This window comes from Yersinia intermedia (genome assembly GCF_900635455.1).
Classification (GTDB): domain Bacteria; phylum Pseudomonadota; class Gammaproteobacteria; order Enterobacterales; family Enterobacteriaceae; genus Yersinia; species Yersinia intermedia.
On sequence record NZ_LR134116.1, the window covers coordinates 2,526,650 to 2,549,668 of the forward strand.

The window sequence follows — 23,019 nt, forward strand, 5'->3', positions numbered from 1 at the left end:
AATTTTTCACATGACTGTGGCGCAGGCCAGTTCTAGCGGCCTGGCAGTTTTTTCCAGGTTACTTCATTTCTCAGATATACCGGCTCGGCATTTTCTACACTGACAGCCTGCCCACTCGCCCATGATGATAACGCCAGTGGCAACATATCTTCTGCCTGCGGCAGTAGCATCTGCCCGTCAACCAGCACCACATTATCGCTGCTAACCAGATCAGGATACGTCTGCCAGCCAGTGCCTACCGTTGCCCAATGGCCGCTGAGTGATGGCACGCGCGCCAATACTTGTGCCGGCGTCATGACTGCCTCAGTCTGTTCACCAAGCCAATCGCCTTGTGCGCCACGCTCAAACTCGCCCCAGTAAACCTCCCCCATGCGGGCATCAATCGCAGCCAATACGCGAGACGCTCCCGTCAGGCGAAATGCGCCCTGAGCCATAGTCTGCAAGGTGGAAACACCGATCATCGGCAAGTCAGCTCCCAATGCTAATCCCTGGCCAATACCAATGCCAATACGGACACCGGTAAAGCTGCCTGGGCCACGGCCAAAGGCCAATGCATCGAGTTGCGTCAGTGATAAACCCGATTCAGCCAGGACTTGCTGCACCATCGGTAAAATTCGTTGGGTGTGTTCCCGTGGACAAAGCTCAAACAACGCCTGAACTTCGCCGTTATTCCACAGTGCAACAGAACATGCTTCTGTTGCGGTATCGATCGCTAAAATTCGCGTGGACATGCCAACCTCGGCAGGAAAAGAGTATGAATTCAATACAGGGCGCGCATGATAGCACACCCCTCCTCGCTTTTCCCTTAATCGCGTTGCTTGAGAAAAGCGATGGCTTTCGCCAAATCACGGGTGCGGGGTGCGGGCGGGAGGCTATTAAGGAACATCGCGCCATAAGGGCGCATCACCAGGCGATTATCACAGATAACCAGCACCCCACGATCGTCGATGTCACGAATCAAACGCCCCACACCTTGTTTCAACGTGATAACGGCATCAGGCAATTGCACATCATTAAACGGGTCACCGCCGCGTAGGCGGCAATCTTCGATACGGGCTTTCAACAAAGGGTCATCCGGTGAGGTAAACGGCAGCTTGTCGATGATGACACAAGATAACGCGTCGCCCCGCACATCCACCCCTTCCCAGAAACTGCTGGTCGCCACTAACAGCGCATTGCCTGCTGCGACAAACTGTGCCAGCAATTGCCCTTTGCTGGTTTCGCCTTGAACCAAAACTGGCAGTGTCATACTGGCGCGGAACTCTTCGGCTAAACCACGCATCATCTGGTGTGAGGTACACAAAAAGAAGCAACGCCCTTTATTGGCATCAATCAATGGTTTTAGCATCACCGCCAGTTTACGGGCAGCCCCAGGTTCATTCGCCGACGGCAAATTGCGTGGTACACAGAGCAATGCCTGATTGGCGTAATCAAACGGACTGGGCAGTAGTAGCGTTTTGGCGTTCGTTAGCCCCAACCTTGAGGTGAAATGTGACAACTGATCATTAACCGATAGCGTGGCTGAGGTAAAAATCCAGCTTCCCGGTTTTTCTTCTATCAGTTCACGAAAACGATCAGAAACCGACAGCGGTGTCAGCGCCAGCACGAAATGGCGTGAATTACACTCATACCAATAGCTGTAGCCAGGCGTAGTGACATCTTTTAAGCGCTTAAGGCGGTTGCGATACACCGTTGCACGTTCAAAAGCGGCATCCAGCATGGCTGAGCGACCAAGGGAAAGTTTCATCACGTCATAACACAACTCTAACGCATCATCGAGCAACAGCAACGCCCGCTGAATCGCCGGTTGTTCCATCACATCGCGTAAATTGCCACGATACCCTGGGTCGCCGAGTACCAGACGGAAATCTTGTGTGCTTTGCGTCAGGCGGTCAGCGCTTTTTTGCAATTGGGCCGAGTCACGCACTTCGGTGCGATAGGCAATAATAATGTCTTTTGCCAAATCCATTAGTTGCCTACTGGTCAGTTGTTGACCAAAGTATTGGCTGGCAATATCGGGGATCTGGTGGGCTTCATCGAAAATCATCACATCCGCAGTGGGGATCAGTTCGGCAAAACCGCTCTCTTTCACCACCATATCCGCCAGGAACAGATGATGGTTAACCACCACTACATCCGCATCCATCGCCTTACGGCGGGCTTTTACCACGAAACAATCTTTATACAGCGGGCAATCACTGCCCAGGCAGTTATCATTGGTACTGGTGACCAACGGCCAGACAAAACTATCTTCCGCAACCTGACCACAGGTACTGATATCACCGTCGATGGTTTCGGCTGACCAGCCACGCAAACGAACCAAATCAACCAATGTCTCACTGGCTAATTCGCCTCCGGCCAATGATTGCTGTTCAAGGCGTTCCAGACAAAGATAGTTTGAGCGCCCTTTTAATAAGGCCAACTTCCCTTTGTATTTGAGAGCAGTGGCTACCGTGGGTAAGTCACGCGAATAGAGCTGATCTTGTAACGCTTTCGAGCCTGTGGAGATAATCACTTTGCAATCAGCACGCAGTGCGGGCGCTAAATAGGCAAATGTTTTACCGGTACCGGTACCTGCCTCTACCACTAATTGTTGTTTGGCATCAATAGATTCACTGATGGCCGCAGCCATTCGGCGCTGAGACTCTCGGGGGTTAAAACCTGTAATGGCCTGCGCTAATGCGCCGTCTGTTGCAAAATCGTCTGTCACGCGTTCTCTTCCGGGCGAAATCAGCGGTGATTATGCCAAGCCTATCGCCCCGCGACCACACATTCTCATCACAAGCTATGCTACCCTACTGCTGATAACTGACATTGACATTCACACAAGGGAGTGAAAATGAGTATTGAACGAATTAATCCAGAAAAACGTTGGTCAGATGCGGTGGTGTACAACAACACTATCTATTACACCAGCGTACCGGAAAATTTGGATGCAGATGCCACGGCACAGACGGCCGACACTCTGGCAGCGATAGATATGATGCTGAATCAGCTCGGTTCAGATAAAGGCCGTATTTTGGATGCCACCATTTTTCTGGCAGACAGTGCGGACTTCGCGGCGATGAATGCGGCATGGGATGCCTGGGTGGTTGATGGCAATGCACCAGTGCGTTGTACCGTCGAAGCCAAATTAATGAATCCGAAGTATAAAGTTGAAATCAAAATTATTGCAGCGCTCTGATTAGCCGCTAAATGTACCTGGCTTCTCTCAAACTAATCACAAAGTGAGAACGCGGGGAAATGTACCGAATGGGTCGTAGCGGCATAAGCCGCCGGAGCGCCCATCGGTGCAGTCACCCCGCAAACGCCAGATTAGGACAGCTTAATCATCACCATCCCGGCCAGCAGCAGTATTAAACCGACCCAGCCTTTATAGTTCAGGCGCTGATTGAACAAAATCCAACCTGCTGCCACGGTGGCGGCAATACCAAACCCACCCCATAACGCATAAGCCACTGATAATTCAATGCCTTTTACTGCTTGTGCCAAAGCACTGAATGCCCCTAACACTGACAGCAGTGATAATATGCCCAACCATACCCGGCGAAAACCATCTGACATTTTCAGCAGGATATTGGCAATGATTTCCAGGATGACCGCCAAAATCAGAAACGCGATGTGGTAAAACTCAAGCTGTTGCATGCTGATCACCTGAATTCTTGCGCGGACTGCTTGGTTTCTTCGGCTTACGCGTCCCTGATTTCACTAGCATTATGCCGCCAATCAAGGTCACTAAACCGGCAATTTTCAGTGGTGATAAACTTTCATCAAACCACAACACGCTGAAGACCGTAATAATCAGGATACCAATCCCTTCCCACAGGGCATAGGCCACCCCTAACGCGACTTTCTTCACTGCCAGAGCCAGTAAAATATATGAGCCGGTTATCATAAAATACATCACGATATGTCCGGCCATCTCACCACTGACACTGGCGTATTTCATTGATAACGTGCCGATAATTTCTGCGACAATCGCTAAACCTAAAAATATCCAATAAATCATCATTCTTCTCCTAACACACAGCTACCCTATCGATTTCAACGTGCAGGGAAATATCCCAGCTTTTTGAACAATCACGGGTAAAACGCACGCTAAGGTCTATTTGTTACGGTTATCCTCACTCGGCACCCTATTCACTGGGAACAGATGTGCGCAGGCCGTAAGAAATAGAAACTCACTTGGCGTATAAACTTTTAGACCCTAAATAATCCGAGTTGCACGAAGGCGGTAAGCGAGAGCCCCCGATGAGCTTACATGAGTAAGTGATTCGGGTGATTGAACGTAGCCAACGCACATGCAGCTTGAAGCATGACGGGTATTTAAGATGGAAGAAGAAAGACGCTACAGCTCACTGCACCAGTGATGCTCACTGGCCAGAATGGCTGACAGGAAAAGTTGGCAGGTAGAAGGTTTGAAAGTAATTCCATTAGTTTTAATCATAATATATCTCTTTTTTTTAGCCACACATGCTTTAGCCACATACTTGTTTGCCAAACCTAGTGTGATACGCCTAAAACCCTCATCAAAATGGAATAATTAACTGCTGTATTTTTACCACAGTCAATTTTATAAAGCAAACCATCAATTTTATAAATAGTTTAAAAAAAGAGATTAAAAAATAATAAGTTAGTTATTCTAAAAAAACAAAACCCCTGCATGGCAGAGGTTAATTACTTTACGAGAATATTGAGATTATCTCGTCAGTTCATGGCGTTAGAGCAACTTACGCTGTTGCACCCGCTACAGCCTGTTTGGCTAATTCAGTAATGCGAGCGTAGTCACCATTTTCCAGCGCATCAGCCGGAACCAACCATGAACCGCCAATACACAGTACGCTTTTCAGCGCCAGGTAATCACGGTAGTTGTTAGGTGTAATGCCGCCAGTTGGGCAGAATCGCACTTGCGAGAATGGGCCGCCAATGGCTTGCAATGCTTTAACACCACCGTTGGCTTCCGCAGGGAAGAATTTAAACTCACGCAGGCCATAGCTCATGCCCAGCATCAATTCTGAAACAGTGCTGATCCCTGGAATTAATGGGATTGAGCCTTCAGTTGCCGCTTTGAGTAATTCAGCCGTCAGCCCTGGGCTGATAGCAAATTGCGCACCAGCCTCAACCACATCAGCCAATTGCTGCGGATTAAGCACAGTCCCTGCGCCGACAATCGCCTCAGGGACTTCTTTTGCGATAGCGCGGATAGCCTCAACAGCACAAGGGGTGCGCAACGTCACTTCCAGCACCCGAACACCGCCGGCCACCAGGGCTTTTGCCAACGGTACCGCCTGCTCGAGCTTATTAATCACAATCACCGGGACAACAGGGCCTGCGGTCATGATCTGTTCTGCGCTCGTTTTCCAGCTTTTCATCAGTTGTTATCTCCACTTATGCCGATTGGCATGTACTCACCCGAGGGTGCCAGTTGAAATATGGCAGGCAGAACACTTACAACGGATTTCTGTCTGCCATAAAGAATCACAATGCGAGCCAGCTAACGACTCTTTATTATTGCGCCTAGGTGCGGCGCTGTTATCGGGAATATATCCGTCATACTTCAAGCTGCATGTACGTTGGCAACGCTCAATAACCCGAATCACTTACTGATGTAAGCTCATCGGGGTTAATGAGCCTCATCCTTGAGTCCCACCCTACGGGCTAGCATAAATGCTGTTCAAATCGGTTCCCGACCGATTTTTCTCTCGCTTGCCGCCTTCCTGCAACTCGAATTATTTAGGGTATAGTCATAACCTAAATATTTATTCGAACTCATTCCATGAACGACCGTCACGGGTAATCATGGCAACGGATGCCACCGGACCCCAGGTTCCTGATTGATATGGCTTAGGTGCGTCATTATCAGCTGCCCATGCATCCATAATGGAATCGACCCATTTCCAGGCTTCCTCAACCTCATCGCGGCGCACAAACAGCGCCTGGATCCCACGCATGGTCTCCAGCAACAGACGTTCGTAGGCATCAGCAATATGCTGCTCGTTAAAGGTTTTGGAGAAGCTGAGGTCCAGTTTGGTGGTTTGCAGACGGTGCTTATGCTCCAGACCTGGCACTTTATTCAACACTTCAATCTCAATGCCTTCATCCGGTTGCAAGCGGATCGTCAGCTTGTTTTGAGGCAATTGCTGATAAGACTCGCGGAACAGATTCAGTGCAGGATTCTTAAAGTAAACCACCACTTCAGAACATTTTGTTGGCAGGCGCTTACCGGTTCTTAGATAGAACGGTACCCCAGCCCAACGCCAGTCATCAATATCGACACGGATAGAAACGAACGTTTCAGTGTTGCTGTTCTTATTCGCCCCTTCTTCTTCCAGATAGCCGGGCACTTTATTACCCTGGACGAAACCGGCGGTATACTGACCTCGCACTGTGGTTTCTCGCACATTAGTGTGGTCGATACGGCGCAGCGATCGCAGTACTTTCACTTTTTCATCACGAATACGGTCAGTACTGAGATCTGCTGGCGGTGACATCGCGATCATGGTCAGAATTTGCAACAAATGGTTCTGGATCATGTCACGCATCTGACCGGCCTGATCAAAATAGCCCCAACGCCCTTCAATCCCGACTTCTTCTGCAACCGTGATCTGCACATGGTCAATAGTGCGATTATCCCAGTTAGAGGCAAACAGTGAGTTAGCAAAGCGCAGAGCCAACAGGTTCAGTACCGTCTCTTTACCTAAATAGTGGTCGATACGGTAAACCTGACACTCATTGAAATATTCTGCCACTTGATCGTTAATCACCCGAGAAGAGGCCAAATCCTTCCCTAACGGTTTTTCCATTACCACACGAGCAGGCTCTTTATTCAGCCCTGCTTCGCCCAATCCTTTACAAATTGCACCAAACGTATTGGGTGGCATAGCAAAGTAGTTAATGGTGGTGCGATTTTTTTGATCCAGCATCTTGCCCAATTTGGCAAAGTGTTTGCTGTCATTGACATCTAAATTACAGAAGTCGAGACGAGAACTGAGCTTTTGCCACAATTCATCATCCATCTTCTCTTTCATAAAGGTATCGAGGGCTTCCTTTACCACGGCTGTGTACGCGTCTTTGTCCCACTCGGCACGGCCTACGCCAATGATGCGAGTATCTGGGTGGATGTGACCCGCTTTCTCTAATTGGTAAAGGGAAGGCAGCAGTTTCCGGCGAGCCAAGTCTCCCTTAGCGCCAAAAATCACCAGATCACACGCCTGGGCTGCCTGGGCTGTATTAGTTACCGCCATGTTATTCTCCTCGTTGCAGGATATTTGTAATTTTCTTACATTACTAATGTACTCTCTTTGACTATAGCCAGTAAACCCAGATAAAAGCAGAGCAAAAAAGGTTAAAAAACACTCATCATGGTGCCAGACCGCGCCAAATCAGGCCGTGCAACTTTAAAATGTAATTTTATGACGTTTTTGACAACTATTTACCATTATGAAAATTAGACACAGGTCATATTCTGGTGAAAAAACCTTACTTCACCCCCTATGCCACTGCCAACGGGTCCCAGCTCGTAGTATATTTTCATTAAACCGGCATAGATTTCTCCTTTAAATGAAATCGGTAAAACCCATGGGTGACTCTCGATATATGAATACGCTGGAAAATATCCAAAATAGTCTGGACCTCCTGAGCAAATCAGAAAGGAAAGTCGCTGAGGTGATCCTCGCCTCCCCACAAACTGCTATCCATTCAAGTATCGCGACACTGGCCAAAATGGCGAACGTTAGCGAACCCACGGTAAACCGTTTTTGCCGCCGACTGGACACCAAAGGTTTCCCTGATTTTAAACTTCATTTGGCGCAAAGTCTGGCAAATGGCACACCTTATGTGAACCGCAATGTTGAAGAAGATGATAGTGTAGGCGCTTACACGGCAAAAATTTTCGAATCGACCATGGCCAGCCTGGATATGGCGAAGAACAATTTAGATATTCCAGCCATTAATCGGGCAGTAGATTTATTAACTCAGGCGAAGAAAATTTCGTTCTTTGGCCTTGGCGCATCTGCCGCTGTTGCCCACGATGCAATGAATAAATTTTTCCGCTTCAATATTCCGGTAATTTATTTCGATGACATCGTTATGCAACGTATGAGTTGTATGAATTCCAGTGAGGGTGATGTGGTGGTTTTGATCTCCCACACTGGCCGAACAAAAAGTTTGGTCGAATTGGCGCAGTTAGCCCGTGAAAACGATGCCACAGTGATTGCTATTACCTCACGCGATACACCGTTGGCAAGTGAAGCGACGCTATCACTGCTGCTGGATGTGCCGGAAGACACCGATATGTATATGCCGATGGTGTCCCGTATTGCTCAGTTGACATTAATTGATGTACTGGCAACCGGGTTTACCCTACGGCGCGGGGCAAAGTTCAGGGATAACCTGAAACGCGTAAAAGATGCATTAAAAGAATCACGTTTTGATAAAGGTTCGCCGCGCGTCAACAGCGGCGAATAGCGTCAGAGGCAGAAGTCGCTTTGTTTTGTGTTAGCGCATCTTCTGGAGTAATAATTTGACGTATTATTAGAAAATAGTCCTTGTTATGGTGACGGTAAGCGTTACCAAAACCGATAAGGGGTAAATAGCGCGCTTTTGTAATGTTGTCATTGATGTGCAGGTAGCACCCGAATGGGGCTATTTGTTGCATCAATCGTTTTACATCCGCAAGCGGATAACATGCATGGCACCGTGTTTTAACGCAGGGTTCGTGTTGTAACACAGGGTGGTCGTATAGCATGTCGTCGTAAAATTTGATCTTAATTATTTTTTACTATCGGATTCATTATCCGCTGTTTTAACAACACCATGCTTCATCAGTCAACGGAGTAAGAGATGTCCAGACGGCTCAGAAGGACCAAGATTGTTACTACACTGGGGCCGGCTACTGACCGCGACAATAATCTGGAAAAGATTATTGCTGCTGGTGCTAACGTAGTCCGCCTGAATTTTTCCCATGGTAGCGCCGAAGATCATGAATTACGGGCCAATAAAGTCCGTGAAATCGCTGCAAGATTAGGGCGTCATGTTGCTATTCTTGGCGATTTGCAAGGTCCTAAAATCCGGGTATCTACTTTTAAGGAAGGTAAAGTATTCCTTAATGTGCATGATAAATTCTTGCTTGATGCCAATATGGCAAAAGGCGAAGGTGATAAAGACAAAGTCGGCATCGATTATAAAGGCCTGCCAGCCGATGTGGTTCCTGGTGATATTTTGCTGTTGGACGATGGTCGGGTACAGCTAAAAGTTATTGAAGTTCAGGGTATGAAAGTCTTCACCGAAGTTACCGTCGGCGGCCCGCTCTCCAATAATAAGGGCATTAATAAGCTCGGTGGCGGTCTGTCCGCAGAAGCGCTAACAGAAAAAGACAAAGCCGATATTATTACCGCCGCTAAAATCGGAGTGGACTTCCTGGCCGTTTCGTTCCCGCGGACGGGTGAAGATTTGAATTATGCCCGTCGTTTGGCGCGTGATGCTGGCTGTAATGCACAAATCGTGGCAAAGGTTGAACGTGCTGAAGCAGTAGCAACCGATGAAGCGATGGATGACATCATCCTGGCCTCTGATGTAGTAATGGTTGCTCGTGGTGATTTGGGTGTGGAAATTGGTGACCCAGAGCTGGTGGGGATTCAGAAGAAACTGATCCGCCGTGCGCGCCAGCTTAACCGCGCGGTTATCACCGCGACGCAAATGATGGAGTCAATGATAACCAACCCAATGCCAACCCGTGCGGAAGTGATGGATGTTGCTAACGCCGTGCTGGATGGTACTGACGCGGTTATGTTGTCAGCAGAAACCGCTGCCGGCCAATATCCAGCAGAAACCGTTGCGGCGATGGCACGGGTTTGTCTTGGTGCAGAGAAGATCCCAAGTATCAATGTGTCTAAACACCGCCTTGATGTGCAATTCGACAATGTCGAAGAAGCCATCGCGATGTCGACCATGTATGCAGCAAACCACCTGAAAGGTATCACGGCCATTATCGCAATGACCGAATCAGGCCGTACCGCGCTGATGATGTCCCGTATCAGCTCCGGTTTACCTATCTTCGCCATGTCGCGTCATGATCATACATTGAATCTGACGGCAATCTACCGTGGTGTTACCCCGGTTTATTGTGATACTCACACTGATGGTGTTCTGGCGGCCAGTGAAGCGGTTAACCGATTAAAAGATAAAGGTTTCCTGGTCTCTGGTGATCTGGTTATCGTTACTCAGGGCGACGTGATGGGAACGATTGGCACCACCAATACTAGCCGTATCCTGCGCGTTGAGTAATTTGTTGTAAACCATTAAACACAAAAGCCCGCAACTCAGATATGCGGGCTTTTTTATGTTTAATCGCGATAGCGGCGGCTAGATATCCTTACGGACATAAGGTTCTATCTCACCCTCTTTACGGGTTTTCAACAACTTAAGAATCCAGGTATATTGCTCTGGGTTAGGGTTAACTAACAGCTCAACCTCTTCATTCATACGGCGAGCAATATAGGCGTCATCAGCGTCGGCTAAGTCATCCATCGGTGGACGAATATAGATATCAAGGCGATGTTCACGATAATTATAGACTGGGAACATGGGGACGATCGCCGCACGACACACTTTCATCAAACGCCCTACTGCAGGCAAGGTCGCCTTATAGGTAGCAAAGAAATCAACAAATTCACTTTGCTCAGGGCCATAGTCTTCATCAGGCAAATAGTAGCCCCAAAACCCCTGACGCACTGAACTGATAAATGGCTTAATACCACTTTCACGCGCATGAATTCTCCCACCAAACCGCAAGCGGGCACTATTCCATAAATAATCGACTAACGGATTGCGCTGGTGATGAAACATGCCTGCAACCGGCTTACCCTGTTCAGCGAGCAGCATTGCAGGAATATCAATCGACCAGGCGTGTGGCACCAACAAAATGACATTGCGTTGCTGCTGTTGCAGCTCATCCAGAATCTCCAACCCATGCCAATGAACCCGAGTTAATACTTTCTTTGGATCACGAAAGCACAGTTCTGCCATCATCATCAACGGTTGCGCCGCAGTGGCAAACATCTGGTCAATGATATGTTCGCGCTCAGCTTCCGGCAGATTTGGCATACAATAAAGAAGATTAATACGGGCGCGACGACGGGCGCTCTTGGCAAATTTGCCCGCCAGACGGCCTATTCCTGCCAATAAAGGATCACGGAATTTCGGTGGCACATAAGCCATCGCAGCCATCGTCCCGGCCCCCAGCCATACCCCCCAAAACCGTGGGTGGAGGAAAGAGGGCTTAAATACCGGAATAAAGCCTGCGGCGTCGTTTTTATCTTTATGCATGGGGGAGCTCTTGGAATTCTGTGGGCTAATAATAGTATACCTTTCATCTATGAAGCCGCAGGGTTGGTTACGCCTCTCACTCACCCATTAACGTCAGTTAATCGAGTTTCGTTGGTTTGCCGCCCCTGCGACGCCACTTTCTGGGTATAACACTCAGGTAGATAGTGGTGACTGGATAACGATTAATCCAGTTGTAACTGCGGAATGACCTGCTTAGCAATAGCCAGATATTCACTGCGGTCTTTACCACTCAAGCCTTCTGAACGCGGTAGTTTAGCGGTTAATGGATTAACGGCTTGCTGGTTCATCCAGAATTCATAGTGCAGATGAGGGCCGGTTGAACGGCCAGTATTACCTGACAGTGCAATACGATCACCACGTTTGACTTTTTGACCAGGCTTGACCAATAACTTTTTCAAATGCATATAACGGGTGGTGTACTGGCGACCATGGCGGATAGCGACATAGTTACCGGCTGCTCCACTGCGTTTCGCAATGACCACTTCACCATCACCGACGGCGAGTACTGGCGTCCCGACGGGCATAGAGAAATCCACACCTTTATGCGGTGCAATACGCCCTGTTACCGGGTTAAGCCGGCGCGGGTTAAAGTTTGAGGACACACGGAATTGCTTCATGGTTGGGAAACGCATGAAACCACGGGCCAGACCAGAGCCTTGGCGGTCATAGAATTTACCGTCATCGGCACGGATAGCAAAGTAATCCTTACCGCCGGAACGCATACGCACCCCGACCAGTTGGCTTTGCTCACTGCGACCATCAAGAATTTCACGTGACATCAAAACCGAGAATTGATCACCTTTACGCAGTTTGGCGAAGTCAAGCTGCCACTGTAATGCTTTAGTGACCGCGCGAATCTCGGAAGCCGTCAAGCCCGCCTTCCTGGCGCTGGTGACAAAGCTGCCATCAAGGCGGCCCGTCAGAACCTTGTTGCTCCACTCACCTTTTTGTAGCTCTTTGGTCTCTTTGAAATTATTGCCAACACGATCATAAGTGCGCGTTTCACGACGAGAAACTTCCCAAGTCAAGCTCTGTAAATCACCTGTATCATTGACGGTCCAAGAGATTTGCTGCCCGATCTTCAGATTACGCAGATCACGGTTTTGCGTGGCCAGCAGGGAAACATCCGAGATATCGATACCGTACTGGGTAAGAATGCTGCTCAAGGTATCCCCAGTTGAAACCACATACTCATGGACACCGGTTTCACTGGCATCTTTAGCATCTAGCTCATCTTGCGGGATTTCATCATCAGGCGTGGGCTGATCAATGGGTTCACTGGCTTCTGGTAATAAAATGCGGGGTTGACTGTTATCTAATACCACGCTCTTGGCGACAGGTTCATGCTCGGGGTGATAAACAAAAGGCCGCCAAACAGCTACGGCCAGTGTCATTACAGTCAGCGACCCCAGCATAATGCGGTGGGGCCGAGGAAGATTGTTATACGCCAAGGTGATAGTTCGGACTATCTGCTGCACTTATGAGTATCCTTTTAATCTTACTTCAGGCAGCTCACGTATTGGTTCGACAACTGAGACAAAAAGTTCACATAGCTGTCCTTGCCTAATACGATACCGCTGCCCAAGGGATCTAAGGTGCCTGAACGCACATTTGTTCCTTTAGCAACGGCATTAATGACGGCCGGCCTGAATTGTGGCTCAGCAAAAACGCATACCGCTTTATGCTCAACCAACTGTGTTCGAATTTGATGTAAACGCTGCGCACCAGGTTGTATTTCGGGATTGACTGTAAAATGCCCTAACGGGCTCAAGCCAAAGTATTTTTCAAAGTAGCCATAAGCATCATGAAAAACGAAGTATCCCTTACCTTGGGCAGGCTTCAGCATAGTAACAATATTTTTTTCATTTTGCGCTAGTTGATCCTCGAATCGGCGCAGGTTTGCATCTAATTTGTCCTTATTTTGTGGCATAAGTTCCAATAATCTATCGTGAATAGCGATTGCAGATTGTTTCGCAATTACTGGCGACAACCAAATATGCATGTTGTTTTCGCCATGATGGTGCTCATCACTGTGATTATCTTCAGCATGATCATGGTCATGCCCTGCGCTCTCACCTTCAGGTTCATCATGTTCGTCACCTCTAATCAATAAAGGTGTAACTGAAGGTAACTCAGCCAATGCAATCTTTTTATTATCAGTAACTTGTGTCAACGGTTTTGCTAAAAATGCTTCCATTTCTGGTCCGACCCAAATAACCAGCTCGGCACTGCGTAACCGCTGGACATCCGATGGACGAAGCGCATAATCGTGCGGCGACGCGCCATCAGGCAATAAGACTTCAGTTGGCAAAACGCCATCGGCAATGGCTGAAGCAATAAAACCTAACGGTCGTATCGATGTAACGACCGCAGCAGAGGCAATATTAAATGGGTTAGCAAGTAAAATTGCGCTGGCTAACATCGCCCGCTTTAACCACTTTTTTTTATGTAACATAATACGAATTCTCGACGTTTTGTTGGGTAAAGCGTAATATTATAACATTCACTCGGTTCTGCAAACGTAATCATAATGTCCACATTGGTAACTCTAAGTAATATATCCGTCACTTTTGGTAGTCGACGGGTACTGAATGATATTTCCCTTTCGCTGCGCCCAGGGAGAATTCTCACCCTGCTTGGGCCAAATGGGGCGGGTAAATCAACGCTGGTTCGCGTGGTGTTGGGCCTAATTCCGCCCACCAGCGGTACCCTTATCCGTCAGCCGGGTTTACGTATCGGTTATGTTCCGCAAAAACTCCATTTGGATGCCACATTACCACTCACTGTAAGCCGTTTCATGCGCTTGAAACCAGGTGTCAAGCAGGCGGATATCCTACCCGCCCTCAAGCGCGTACATGCCGCGCATTTATTAGACCAACCGATGCAAAAATTGTCTGGCGGTGAGAACCAACGCGTGCTGTTAGCCCGTGCGCTACTGAACAAACCGCAGTTACTGGTACTGGACGAGCCAACGCAAGGTGTTGATGTTAACGGTCAATTAGCGCTATACGACTTAATCGAGCAACTGCGTAAAGAGTTAGGCTGCGCTGTTATGATGGTTTCCCATGACTTGCATTTAGTCATGGCCAAAACCGATGAAGTATTATGCCTTAACCAACATATTTGCTGCTCTGGCGCGCCAGAGGTTGTTTCCACTCACCCTGAATTTATCGCCATGTTTGGCAATCGTGGTGCTGAACAGTTAGCGGTTTATCGTCATCACCATAATCATCGACACGATTTGCACGGAAAGATTATTTTGAAAAACAGTGGGAGTCGCGAGGCATGATTGAATTATTGTTGCCTGGCTGGTTAGCGGGAGTATTGCTGGCAACTGCGGCAGGCCCGCTGGGGTCGTTCGTCGTTTGGCGTCGAATGTCCTATTTTGGTGATACTCTGGCCCATGCCTCTTTACTGGGTGTTGCCTTCGGTTTGCTGCTAAATGTAAATCCGTTTTATGCAGTAATTGCGATGACTATGGTGCTAGCTGTGATTCTGGTGTGGTTAGAACGTCGCCCACAGCTTGCAGTCGACACTCTGCTGGGGATTATGGCTCACAGTGCATTATCACTGGGTTTGGTGGTGGTCAGCCTGATGCATAACGTCCGGGTCGATTTAATGGCCTATCTGTTTGGTGATCTGCTTTCCGTAACACTGAGTGATATCTGGTTGATTGCTGCGGGTGTGATTGTGGTTTTGGCGGTACTTGGCTGGCAATGGCGGGCACTGCTGTCAATGACCGTTAGCCCGGAACTGGCTCATGTCGATGGAGTCAATCTGGAACGGGTACGGATGCTGTTGATGCTGGTAACCGCACTGACTATCGGGTTATCTATGAAGTTTGTCGGTGCATTGATCATCACCTCGCTGCTCATAATCCCTGCCGCTGCGGCTCGTCGGTTTGCTCAAACTCCCGAACAAATGGCTGGAATTGCCATTGGTATCGGTATTGTTGCGGTGACCGGTGGCCTGACATTCTCTGCTTTCTATGACACTCCCGCTGGGCCTTCAGTGGTACTTTGTGCTGCCGTCATGTTTGTACTGAGCCTGTCACAAAAAGCGCGTGGATAATTGCTCAATTAGATGGGGTTTAACGTGATAAACCCCTATCCACCCTTGCCATTAATCTTATCAAACCATGTATTCCCGCCACTGCTAGCAATAACCAGGCTCACTATTAACGCCTATTGCCAAATATATCGACAATCATCAATTCTGTTTTTTATATTTTAATTAGTGTGATCAACCACAAATACAATATAATTGCAGTGTAATACCCTGCCTAACACTCAAACCAATGAGCAATATAATGGTTATGCAGATACGTATCTCGTCTCTGCGTGGGCTTGTATGCTCCCAATTTATGCAGAATGATTATTCCGCAGAGGCGGCCTCTCATGGATAGATCCACACCAACTGGTTTACTTCAGCAACCCAAACCGTTCTTTATGATTTTCTTTGTCGAACTATGGGAAAGATTCGGTTATTACGGTGTTCAGGGTATTCTTGCTGTTTTCTTCGTCAAACAGTTAGGGTTTTCACAAGAACAAGCCTTTGTCACTTTTGGTGCTTTTGCCGCTTTGGTTTACGGCCTGATTTCGATTGGTGGATATGTCGGCGACCATTTATTAGGCACTAAACGCACCATGGTATTAGGGGCTATAGTGCTGGCTCTCGGATACTTCGCTACCGGTTTATCATTGTATAACCCAAATCTGATTTTCTTTGCTTTGGGGACCATTGCTGTTGGTAATGGTTTATTTAAAGCTAACCCGGCCAGTTTATTGTCAAAATGCTATCCCCCCAAAGATCCACGCCTTGATGGGGCTTTCACTTTGTTTTACATGTCGATCAATATCGGCTCCTTGATTTCACTGTCATTGGCTCCGGTTATTGCCGAACGTTTCGGTTATACCGTGACCTATTATTTGTGCGGCATTGGTCTGATCTTTGCCCTGCTGGTCTATTTTTGCTGCCGCCATATGGTGAGCCATATTGGTTCCGAGCCTGATGCCAAACCACTAAATTGGCGAAACTTGCTACTGGTACTGGCTGGCAGTGTGGTGATGATATGTATCTGTGCCTGGTTAATGAACCATGTGGTGATTGCCAATCTGGTGCTAATCGTTTTATCGTTGATTGTCGTATTTATCTTTTTCAAAGAAGCATTTAAGCAAGATAAATTAGGCCGCAATAAAATGTATGTCGCTTTTATTCTGATGATTGAAGCGATCGTCTTCTACGTGCTGTACGCACAAATGCCGACGTCACTCAACTTCTTCGCTATCAATAATGTTCATCATGAAATTCTGGGTTTCACTATAAACCCGGTGAGTTTCCAGGCGCTGAATCCATTCTGGGTGGTGGTAGCCAGCCCGATTTTAGCCTCAATTTATACTCGTTTAGGCAGTAAAAACCGTGACTTATCGATGCCGGCCAAATTTACTTTAGGCATGTTTTTATGTTCACTGGGTTTTCTGACAGCGGCGGCTGCGGGGATGTGGTTTGCTGATGCACAAGGTCTAACATCACCTTGGTTTATTGTTCTGGTTTACTTATTCCAGAGCTTGGGGGAATTGATGATCAGTGCGTTAGGTTTAGCGATGGTAGCAGCGCTGGTACCACAATATCTGATGGGCTTTATTCTGGGGATGTGGTTCCTGACGCAAGCCGCATCGTTCCTGATTGGCGGTTATGTTGCCACCTTTACCGCAACACCTGAAGGGATAACGGACCCACTCGAGACACTGCCTATCTATACCGATGTTTTTGGCAAGATTGGCATGACTACACTGGCCATTGCACTGGTTATGGCGCTACTCATTCCATGGCTTAACCGAATGATTAACATACCGGTCGGCGAACAAGCAACTGCCTGATTATCACACCATCAGGGCTGGCATTGGCTCAGCCCTGCATCAAAAGAATTTACTCTTCGCGGGTGATACCAAAATGTTTGTAGGCATGATTGGTGGCAATTCGCCCACGAGGTGTGCGTTGAATAAAACCTTGTTGGATCAAATAAGGTTCCAGCACGTCTTCAATCGTTTCCCGCTCTTCACCAATTGCGGCGGCCAAGTTATCCAGCCCTACCGGCCCCCCCATAAACTTATCGATTACGGCGAGCAACAGCTTACGATCCATAAAGTCAAACCCTTCGGCATCGACATTAAGCATATCCAAAGCTTTCATCGCCACATCGCCGTTAATCGCGCCATCGGCTCTGACTTCAGCAAAATCTCGCACCCGCCGCAGTAGGCGGTTAGTAATACGTGGCGTCCCTCTTGAGCGACGCGCCAGTTGATGAGCCCCTTCTGGCGTCAATTCTAACCCCATACACCTGGCACTGCGCGCGACAATATGTTCTAAATCTGCCACCTGATAAAACTCCAAGCGCTGCACAATACCAAACCGATCACGCAGTGGAGAGGTTAACGAGCCAGCACGGGTGGTCGCACCTATCAGGGTAAATGGCGGCAAATCAAGTTTGATTGAACGGGCGGCTGGGCCTTCGCCAATCATGATATCCAATTGGTAATCTTCCATTGCCGGATAGAGGATCTCCTCTACAACCGGCGATAATCGATGGATTTCATCAATAAACAGGACATCGTGTGGCTCAAGATTGGTCAGCATCGCCGCTAAATCACCAGCCTTTTCCAAGACTGGGCCGGAGGTCGTTCGCAGGTTCACCCCCATCTCATTAGCAACAATATTTGCCAATGTGGTTTTGCCCAGCCCTGGCGGGCCGAAAATCAGGACATGATCCAGCGCATCGCCGCGCTGTTTTGCCGCCTGAATGAAGATTTCCATTTGCTCGCGGACGTGGGGCTGCCCGACATATTCAGCTAATAGCTTCGGTCGGATAGCCCGATCAATGCTCTCTTCATCACTGATGATACCTGCGGAGATCAGGCGGTCTGCTTCAATCATCCTGTATGACTCACTTTATAGTGCGGAACGCAAAGCGTCGCGGATCAGGGTTTCACAGTCAGCACCCGGTTTAGCAATTTTGCTCACCAACCGGCTGGCTTCCTGTGGTTTATAGCCTAAAGCGACCAGTGCAGAAGCGGCTTCCGCCTCTATATCAGCATCCGATGTTTGCGATGAACTGGCGGGTAACTGAATATCGCCGGTATTATTGAACAGATCACCATTAAGGCCTTTAAAGCGGTCTTTCATTTCCACCACCAGCCGTTCAGCAGTTTTCTTGCCGACACCCGGTAATTTAACCAAAGTAGTAATGTCTTCCCGTTCAACTGCGGCAACAAATTGCTGCGCAGACATGCCGGAGAGAATGGCCAGCGCCAGTTTAGGCCCAACACCGTTAACTTTAATCAGTTCGCGGAACAACGCGCGCTCCTGCTTATCATTAAAGCCATACAGAAGTTGGGCATCTTCTCGCACCACAAATTGGGTGAAAATAATGGCTTCCTGCCCCAGATCCGGCAGCTCATAAAAGCAGGTCATTGGCAATTGGACTTCATAGCCAACACCGTTTGTTTCCAACAGCACCAACGGTGGCTGTTTTTCCAGAATGATACCTCTGAGGCGCCCTATCACGTTGACTCTCTCCTCGTTTACCCACGGCCGGGTATAAGCATAATGGCTGTTTATAGCACAAAAAAGGCTGGATGGATATACAGCCAACAATTACTGTTAACCTGTTCGTCTAGTAATGAGGCTTTACTCAAAGAACCTGGGATTGCAGGGAGGCAGCCTCTTAGAGGCAAGGCCGAGTAATAAACGCCGCACCACCCTGCGCTCACAAGTCTAAGGGGATGATCAGCGTATTCTGCCCCGCGCCAATGTCATTTGGTCATTACCCAATCGCAAGGTATTTTGACTAAGATGGCAATGGGTTATCGCAATAGCCAATGCATCGGCAGCATCGGCCTGAGGATTCGCTGGCAGTTTCAACAGTGAGCGCACCATATGTTGAACCTGACTTTTTTCTGCCGCCCCAGTCCCCACGACGGTTTGTTTTACCTGGCGGGCTGCATACTCAGAAACCGGTAAATTCAGGTTGACCGCAGCGACAATTGCAGCACCACGTGCTTGCCCCAGCTTTAACGCCGAATCCGGGTTTTTCGCCATAAACACTTGTTCAATAGCAAAAAAATCAGGTTGGAACTGAGTGATAATTTCAGTCACACCGGCATAAATTAGCTTCAGACGAGTAGGCATATCGTCAACAACAGTGCGGATACAGCCGCTGCCCAGATAAGTGAGCTGACGGCCTTGCTGACGAATAACGCCATAACCGGTGACACGAGAACCGGGATCGATGCCTAATACGATCGCCATACCAGTTTCTTTACCTTATTCGCTGCATTGCTTCTCATTAATATTATGTTGAGTAACATTAATGAGCAAAGGCACCGCACCTGTGCAATACCGTGGGTGCCTCTAAAAACACTGGCCACATAGTGCGGCCAGAGAGAATGACATAACTCATTGAACAGCCCGATGGGATGACGCTGTTTTACAATGTTGCCGCCACTTCATCAGAGATTTCACCATTATGGTAAACCTCTTGTACATCATCAGAATCTTCCAGCATATCGATCAAACGCAGCAGTTTTGGTGCTGTTTCTGCATCCAGATCTGCTTTAGTTGATGGAATCAACGCAACTTCAGCACCTTCAGCCACCAGACCTGTAGCATCCAGCGCATCTTTCACCGCACCCAGTGACTCCCAAGCCGTGAACACGTCAATAGCACCGTCATCATATACCACGATATCATCAGCACCCGCTTCCAATGCCGCATCCATCACGGCATCTTCTTCCAGCCCTGGTGCGTAAGAAATGACGCCTTTTTTGGTAAACAGATAGGAAACAGAACCATCGGTTCCCAAATTACCGCCGGTCTTAGTGAATGCATGGCGGACTTCAGATACGGTACGGTTACGGTTATCACTCAGGCATTCAACCATCACGGCAGTGCCGCCAGGGCCGTAGCCTTCGTAAATAATAGTTTCCATGTTGTTATCTTCGTCACCACCAACACCACGGGCAATGGCGCGGTTCAGCGTGTCACGCGTCATATTATTCGATAGCGCTTTATCGATGGCCGCACGTAAACGTGGGTTTGCACCGGGATCACCACCACCCAGACGTGCTGCAGTCACCAGCTCACGGATAATTTTAGTGAAAATCTTACCGCGCTTGGCATCCTGTGCCGCTTTGCGGTGTTTTGTGTTGGCCCATTTACTATGACCTGCCATAAATAAGTATCTCCAAAAATACTAGCTTGAATAAAGAACGTACTCTTCAATCGCTTGCTGATTACTCCAGGATTTAGTTAATGCTGCGGCAGTCGCTGCATCTAACCACTGGTAAGCAAGATGTTCGGTGATCACCACATCCCGCTCTTCGGGTAACGCCAGACAGAACCAATGTTCTTTATTCCGCGTAACACCCGGCGCATAGCGACGGCGCAAATGCACAAAGAGTTCAAATTCCACACAACGCTGGCAGTCGAACAGATCAAGGTTTTCACCCAGTATATCAATGCCGACTTCTTCCTTTACTTCGCGCTGCGCGGTTTGCCACGGCGCTTCCCCCTCTTCCAGACTGCCGGTCACCGACTGCCAGAAATCAGGATCATCACGCCGTTGCAACATCAGCACCCGACCACTGGATCTGGCGTAGATCACCGCCAGTATTGATTCTGGGCGCTTATACCCGTCATCTTTCAAACTGCAAGTGTGTTGGCTTCGCTCAATCATCCGAATCACTTACCGGTGTAAGCTCTCCGGGATTCTCTTGCTTGCCGCCTTCCTGCATCTTGAAATCTATTGGGTATATATAATTCATTACTGATTCTCTTCTTCCGCTACGTCTGTTGCCCCTTTCTTCGCCACCACGCTGATTGACAGCTCTTGCAGAGAAGCAGGATTAGCAAAGCTTGGCGCATCGGTCATCAGACAAGCCGCCGCAGTGGTTTTCGGGAAAGCAATAACATCACGAATGTTATCAGTACCGGTCAGCAGCATCACCAGACGATCCAGGCCGAAAGCCAGACCTGCGTGTGGCGGTGTGCCATATTTCAATGCGTCCAGCAGGAAGCCAAATTTCTCACGCTGCTCGTGTTCATTGATACCCAGAATACCAAACACCTGTTGCTGCATTTCGGTACGGTGAATACGCACTGAACCGCCACCGACTTCATAACCGTTAATCACCATATCGTACGCATTGGCGATAGCCGTAGTCGGTGCCGCAGCCAATTGCTCTGGGCTCATCTCTTTTGGTGCGGTAAACGGATGATGCATCGCCGTTAGGCCACCTTCGCTATCATCTTCGAACATCGGGAAGTCAACAACCCACAGCGGTGCCCATGTCCCCAGTTTGGTCAGTTCCAGGTCACGACCTACTTTCAGACGCAATGCCCCCATCGCGTCAGTGACGATTTTGTTGCTATCGGCACCAAAGAACAGAATATCGCCGCTCTCAGCCTGAGCGCGAACCAGAATGGCTTCCAGCACCTCTGCACTAAGGAATTTCGCAATTGGGCTTTGCACACCTTCAACACCTGCTGCACGGTCATTGACTTTCAACCATGCTAAGCCTTTCGCGCCATAGATGCTGACAAACTGGCCGTACTCATCGATTTGCTTACGGGTAACCTGTGCGCCACCGGGAACACGCAGTGCAGCGACACGGCCTTTGGCATCATTTGCCGGGCCAGAGAAGACTTTAAACTCAACGTCTTTAACCAGATCCGCAACATCCACCAATTCCATTGGGTTACGCAGGTCTGGTTTATCAGAACCGAAACGACGCATAGCTTCAGCAAAAGTCATCACCGGGAAGTCACCCAGATCCACGCCTTTGGTTTCCTGCCACAATTCACGCACCAACTTCTCCATCACTTCACGCACTTGATCGGCGGTCATGAAAGAGGTTTCAACATCAATTTGGGTGAATTCAGGCTGGCGGTCAGCACGCAAGTCTTCATCACGGAAGCATTTTACGATCTGATAATAGCGGTCAAAGCCAGACATCATCAGTAACTGTTTAAACAGCTGTGGTGATTGTGGCAATGCATAGAACTTGCCTTTGTGTACACGGCTTGGCACCAGATAGTCACGCGCACCTTCTGGGGTTGCTTTGGTCAGCATTGGGGTTTCAATATCGAGGAAACCATGGCTGTCCATAAAGCGACGGACAAAGCTGGTGATTTTGGCACGGCTTTTCAGGCGATCAGCCATTTCCGGGCGGCGCAAATCCAAATAGCGATACTTCAGACGCTGTTCTTCACTGTTGGTTTGATTTGAGTCCAGTGGCAACGGCTCAGAACGATTGATGATATTCAGCGCATTGGCAAAGATTTCCACTTCGCCCGTCGACATATCTTTATTGATTTGGCTATCAGGGCGGGCGCGCACGGTGCCGGTAATCTGGATACAGAACTCATTACGCAACTCTGAAGCCTGTTCAAAAGCGGCTTTATGGTCTGGATCGAAAAATACCTGAACAATGCCTTCGCGATCACGCATATCAATAAAAATCAGACCACCCAGGTCACGACGACGGTTAACCCAACCACAAAGTGTAACGCTTTGGCCCACATGGGACAGATTCAACTGCCCGCAATACTCAGTACGCATACAATATCCTTTTACTCAGCCGATGCCGCACGCGCTATGCACTGTCCGTGCGACTG

General features: G+C 48.6%; 21 protein-coding genes. 6 read left to right on the forward strand and 15 right to left on the reverse strand.

The window, feature by feature from the left end:
- Positions 1–32: 32 nt before the first annotated feature.
- Positions 33–731 carry a tRNA (adenosine(37)-N6)-threonylcarbamoyltransferase complex dimerization subunit type 1 TsaB gene (tsaB, locus tag EL015_RS11550; protein WP_005190911.1) on the reverse strand — a complete coding sequence of 233 codons (699 nt, stop codon included), beginning with the start codon at positions 729–731 and terminating at the stop codon, positions 33–35.
- 74 nt (positions 732–805) lie between these two features.
- Entirely contained in the window at positions 806–2,710 is a 1,905-nt protein-coding gene (locus EL015_RS11555; RefSeq protein WP_005190904.1) for a DNA repair helicase YoaA, read from the reverse strand.
- Between the two features lie 129 nt (positions 2,711–2,839).
- Between EL015_RS11555 and EL015_RS11560 the strand changes: the two genes are divergently transcribed.
- Positions 2,840–3,184 carry a RidA family protein gene (locus tag EL015_RS11560; protein WP_032907578.1) on the forward strand — a complete coding sequence of 115 codons (345 nt, stop codon included), beginning with the start codon at positions 2,840–2,842 and terminating at the stop codon, positions 3,182–3,184.
- A 131-nt stretch (positions 3,185–3,315) separates the two neighbouring features.
- Here the strand turns inward: EL015_RS11560 and mdtI are convergent, their stop codons facing one another.
- From mdtI to zwf, 4 genes are all read right to left on the reverse strand, one after another.
- Entirely contained in the window at positions 3,316–3,645 is a 330-nt protein-coding gene (mdtI, locus tag EL015_RS11565; RefSeq protein ID WP_032907576.1) for a multidrug/spermidine efflux SMR transporter subunit MdtI, read from the reverse strand.
- The gene (mdtJ, locus tag EL015_RS11570; RefSeq protein WP_032907575.1) at positions 3,632–4,009 is read right to left on the reverse strand and encodes a multidrug/spermidine efflux SMR transporter subunit MdtJ; all 378 of its coding nucleotides are present in this window, start codon (positions 4,007–4,009) and stop codon (positions 3,632–3,634) included. Before mdtJ ends, mdtI begins: the two co-directional genes overlap by 14 nt.
- Before the next feature lie 721 nt (positions 4,010–4,730).
- Positions 4,731–5,372, reverse strand: a complete 642-nt coding sequence (locus EL015_RS11575) for a bifunctional 4-hydroxy-2-oxoglutarate aldolase/2-dehydro-3-deoxy-phosphogluconate aldolase (RefSeq protein ID WP_005190888.1) — start codon at positions 5,370–5,372, stop codon at positions 4,731–4,733.
- Between the two features lie 387 nt (positions 5,373–5,759).
- A complete protein-coding gene (gene zwf / locus EL015_RS11580) occupies positions 5,760–7,244 on the reverse strand; it encodes a glucose-6-phosphate dehydrogenase (protein WP_005185258.1) in 1,485 nt (494 codons plus the stop codon).
- A 352-nt stretch (positions 7,245–7,596) separates the two neighbouring features.
- Between zwf and EL015_RS11590 the strand changes: the two genes are divergently transcribed.
- Together EL015_RS11590 and pyk are read left to right on the forward strand one after the other, a co-directional pair.
- Positions 7,597–8,466 (forward strand): MurR/RpiR family transcriptional regulator, encoded by an 870-nt coding sequence (locus EL015_RS11590; RefSeq protein ID WP_005185256.1) that lies wholly within the window; start codon positions 7,597–7,599, stop codon positions 8,464–8,466.
- Positions 8,467–8,841: 375 nt separating this feature from the next.
- On the forward strand, positions 8,842–10,284 hold the full coding sequence (gene pyk / locus EL015_RS11595; protein WP_005185255.1) for a pyruvate kinase: 1,443 nt from the start codon (positions 8,842–8,844) through the stop codon (positions 10,282–10,284).
- A 78-nt stretch (positions 10,285–10,362) separates the two neighbouring features.
- Here pyk and lpxM read toward each other — a convergent pair whose 3' ends face one another.
- The 3 genes from lpxM to znuA form a co-directional block, all read right to left on the reverse strand.
- A complete protein-coding gene (lpxM, locus tag EL015_RS11600) occupies positions 10,363–11,325 on the reverse strand; it encodes a lauroyl-Kdo(2)-lipid IV(A) myristoyltransferase (protein ID WP_005185252.1) in 963 nt (320 codons plus the stop codon).
- Positions 11,326–11,507: 182 nt separating this feature from the next.
- Entirely contained in the window at positions 11,508–12,824 is a 1,317-nt protein-coding gene (gene mepM / locus EL015_RS11605; RefSeq protein ID WP_032906342.1) for a murein DD-endopeptidase MepM, read from the reverse strand.
- A gap of 20 nt (positions 12,825–12,844) precedes the next feature.
- The gene (znuA, locus tag EL015_RS11610) at positions 12,845–13,801 is read right to left on the reverse strand and encodes a zinc ABC transporter substrate-binding protein ZnuA (protein ID WP_005185247.1); all 957 of its coding nucleotides are present in this window, start codon (positions 13,799–13,801) and stop codon (positions 12,845–12,847) included.
- A 75-nt stretch (positions 13,802–13,876) separates the two neighbouring features.
- On the opposite strand from znuA, the gene znuC reads away from it, so the two are divergent.
- From znuC to dtpB, 3 genes are all read left to right on the forward strand, one after another.
- On the forward strand, positions 13,877–14,635 hold the full coding sequence (gene znuC, locus EL015_RS11615) for a zinc ABC transporter ATP-binding protein ZnuC (protein ID WP_005185245.1): 759 nt from the start codon (positions 13,877–13,879) through the stop codon (positions 14,633–14,635).
- A complete protein-coding gene (gene znuB, locus EL015_RS11620) occupies positions 14,632–15,417 on the forward strand; it encodes a zinc ABC transporter permease subunit ZnuB (RefSeq protein ID WP_032906339.1) in 786 nt (261 codons plus the stop codon). Before znuC ends, znuB begins: the two co-directional genes overlap by 4 nt.
- Before the next feature lie 326 nt (positions 15,418–15,743).
- Complete coding sequence (gene dtpB / locus EL015_RS11625; protein ID WP_005185242.1) at positions 15,744–17,225, forward strand: dipeptide/tripeptide permease DtpB; 1,482 nt, start codon at positions 15,744–15,746, stop codon at positions 17,223–17,225.
- 49 nt (positions 17,226–17,274) lie between these two features.
- Here the strand turns inward: dtpB and ruvB are convergent, their stop codons facing one another.
- From ruvB to aspS, 6 genes are all read right to left on the reverse strand, one after another.
- Complete coding sequence (gene ruvB, locus EL015_RS11630) at positions 17,275–18,279, reverse strand: Holliday junction branch migration DNA helicase RuvB (protein WP_005185240.1); 1,005 nt, start codon at positions 18,277–18,279, stop codon at positions 17,275–17,277.
- 15 nt (positions 18,280–18,294) lie between these two features.
- The gene (ruvA, locus tag EL015_RS11635) at positions 18,295–18,909 is read right to left on the reverse strand and encodes a Holliday junction branch migration protein RuvA (RefSeq protein ID WP_032906336.1); all 615 of its coding nucleotides are present in this window, start codon (positions 18,907–18,909) and stop codon (positions 18,295–18,297) included.
- A 222-nt stretch (positions 18,910–19,131) separates the two neighbouring features.
- Positions 19,132–19,653, reverse strand: a complete 522-nt coding sequence (gene ruvC, locus EL015_RS11640) for a crossover junction endodeoxyribonuclease RuvC (protein ID WP_005185237.1) — start codon at positions 19,651–19,653, stop codon at positions 19,132–19,134.
- Between the two features lie 178 nt (positions 19,654–19,831).
- Positions 19,832–20,575 carry a YebC/PmpR family DNA-binding transcriptional regulator gene (locus tag EL015_RS11645; protein WP_004715224.1) on the reverse strand — a complete coding sequence of 248 codons (744 nt, stop codon included), beginning with the start codon at positions 20,573–20,575 and terminating at the stop codon, positions 19,832–19,834.
- Between the two features lie 21 nt (positions 20,576–20,596).
- Positions 20,597–21,079 (reverse strand): dihydroneopterin triphosphate diphosphatase, encoded by a 483-nt coding sequence (nudB, locus tag EL015_RS11650; RefSeq protein ID WP_005185234.1) that lies wholly within the window; start codon positions 21,077–21,079, stop codon positions 20,597–20,599.
- Between the two features lie 87 nt (positions 21,080–21,166).
- Entirely contained in the window at positions 21,167–22,963 is a 1,797-nt protein-coding gene (gene aspS, locus EL015_RS11655; RefSeq protein WP_005185233.1) for an aspartate--tRNA ligase, read from the reverse strand.
- Positions 22,964–23,019: the final 56 nt, after the last annotated feature.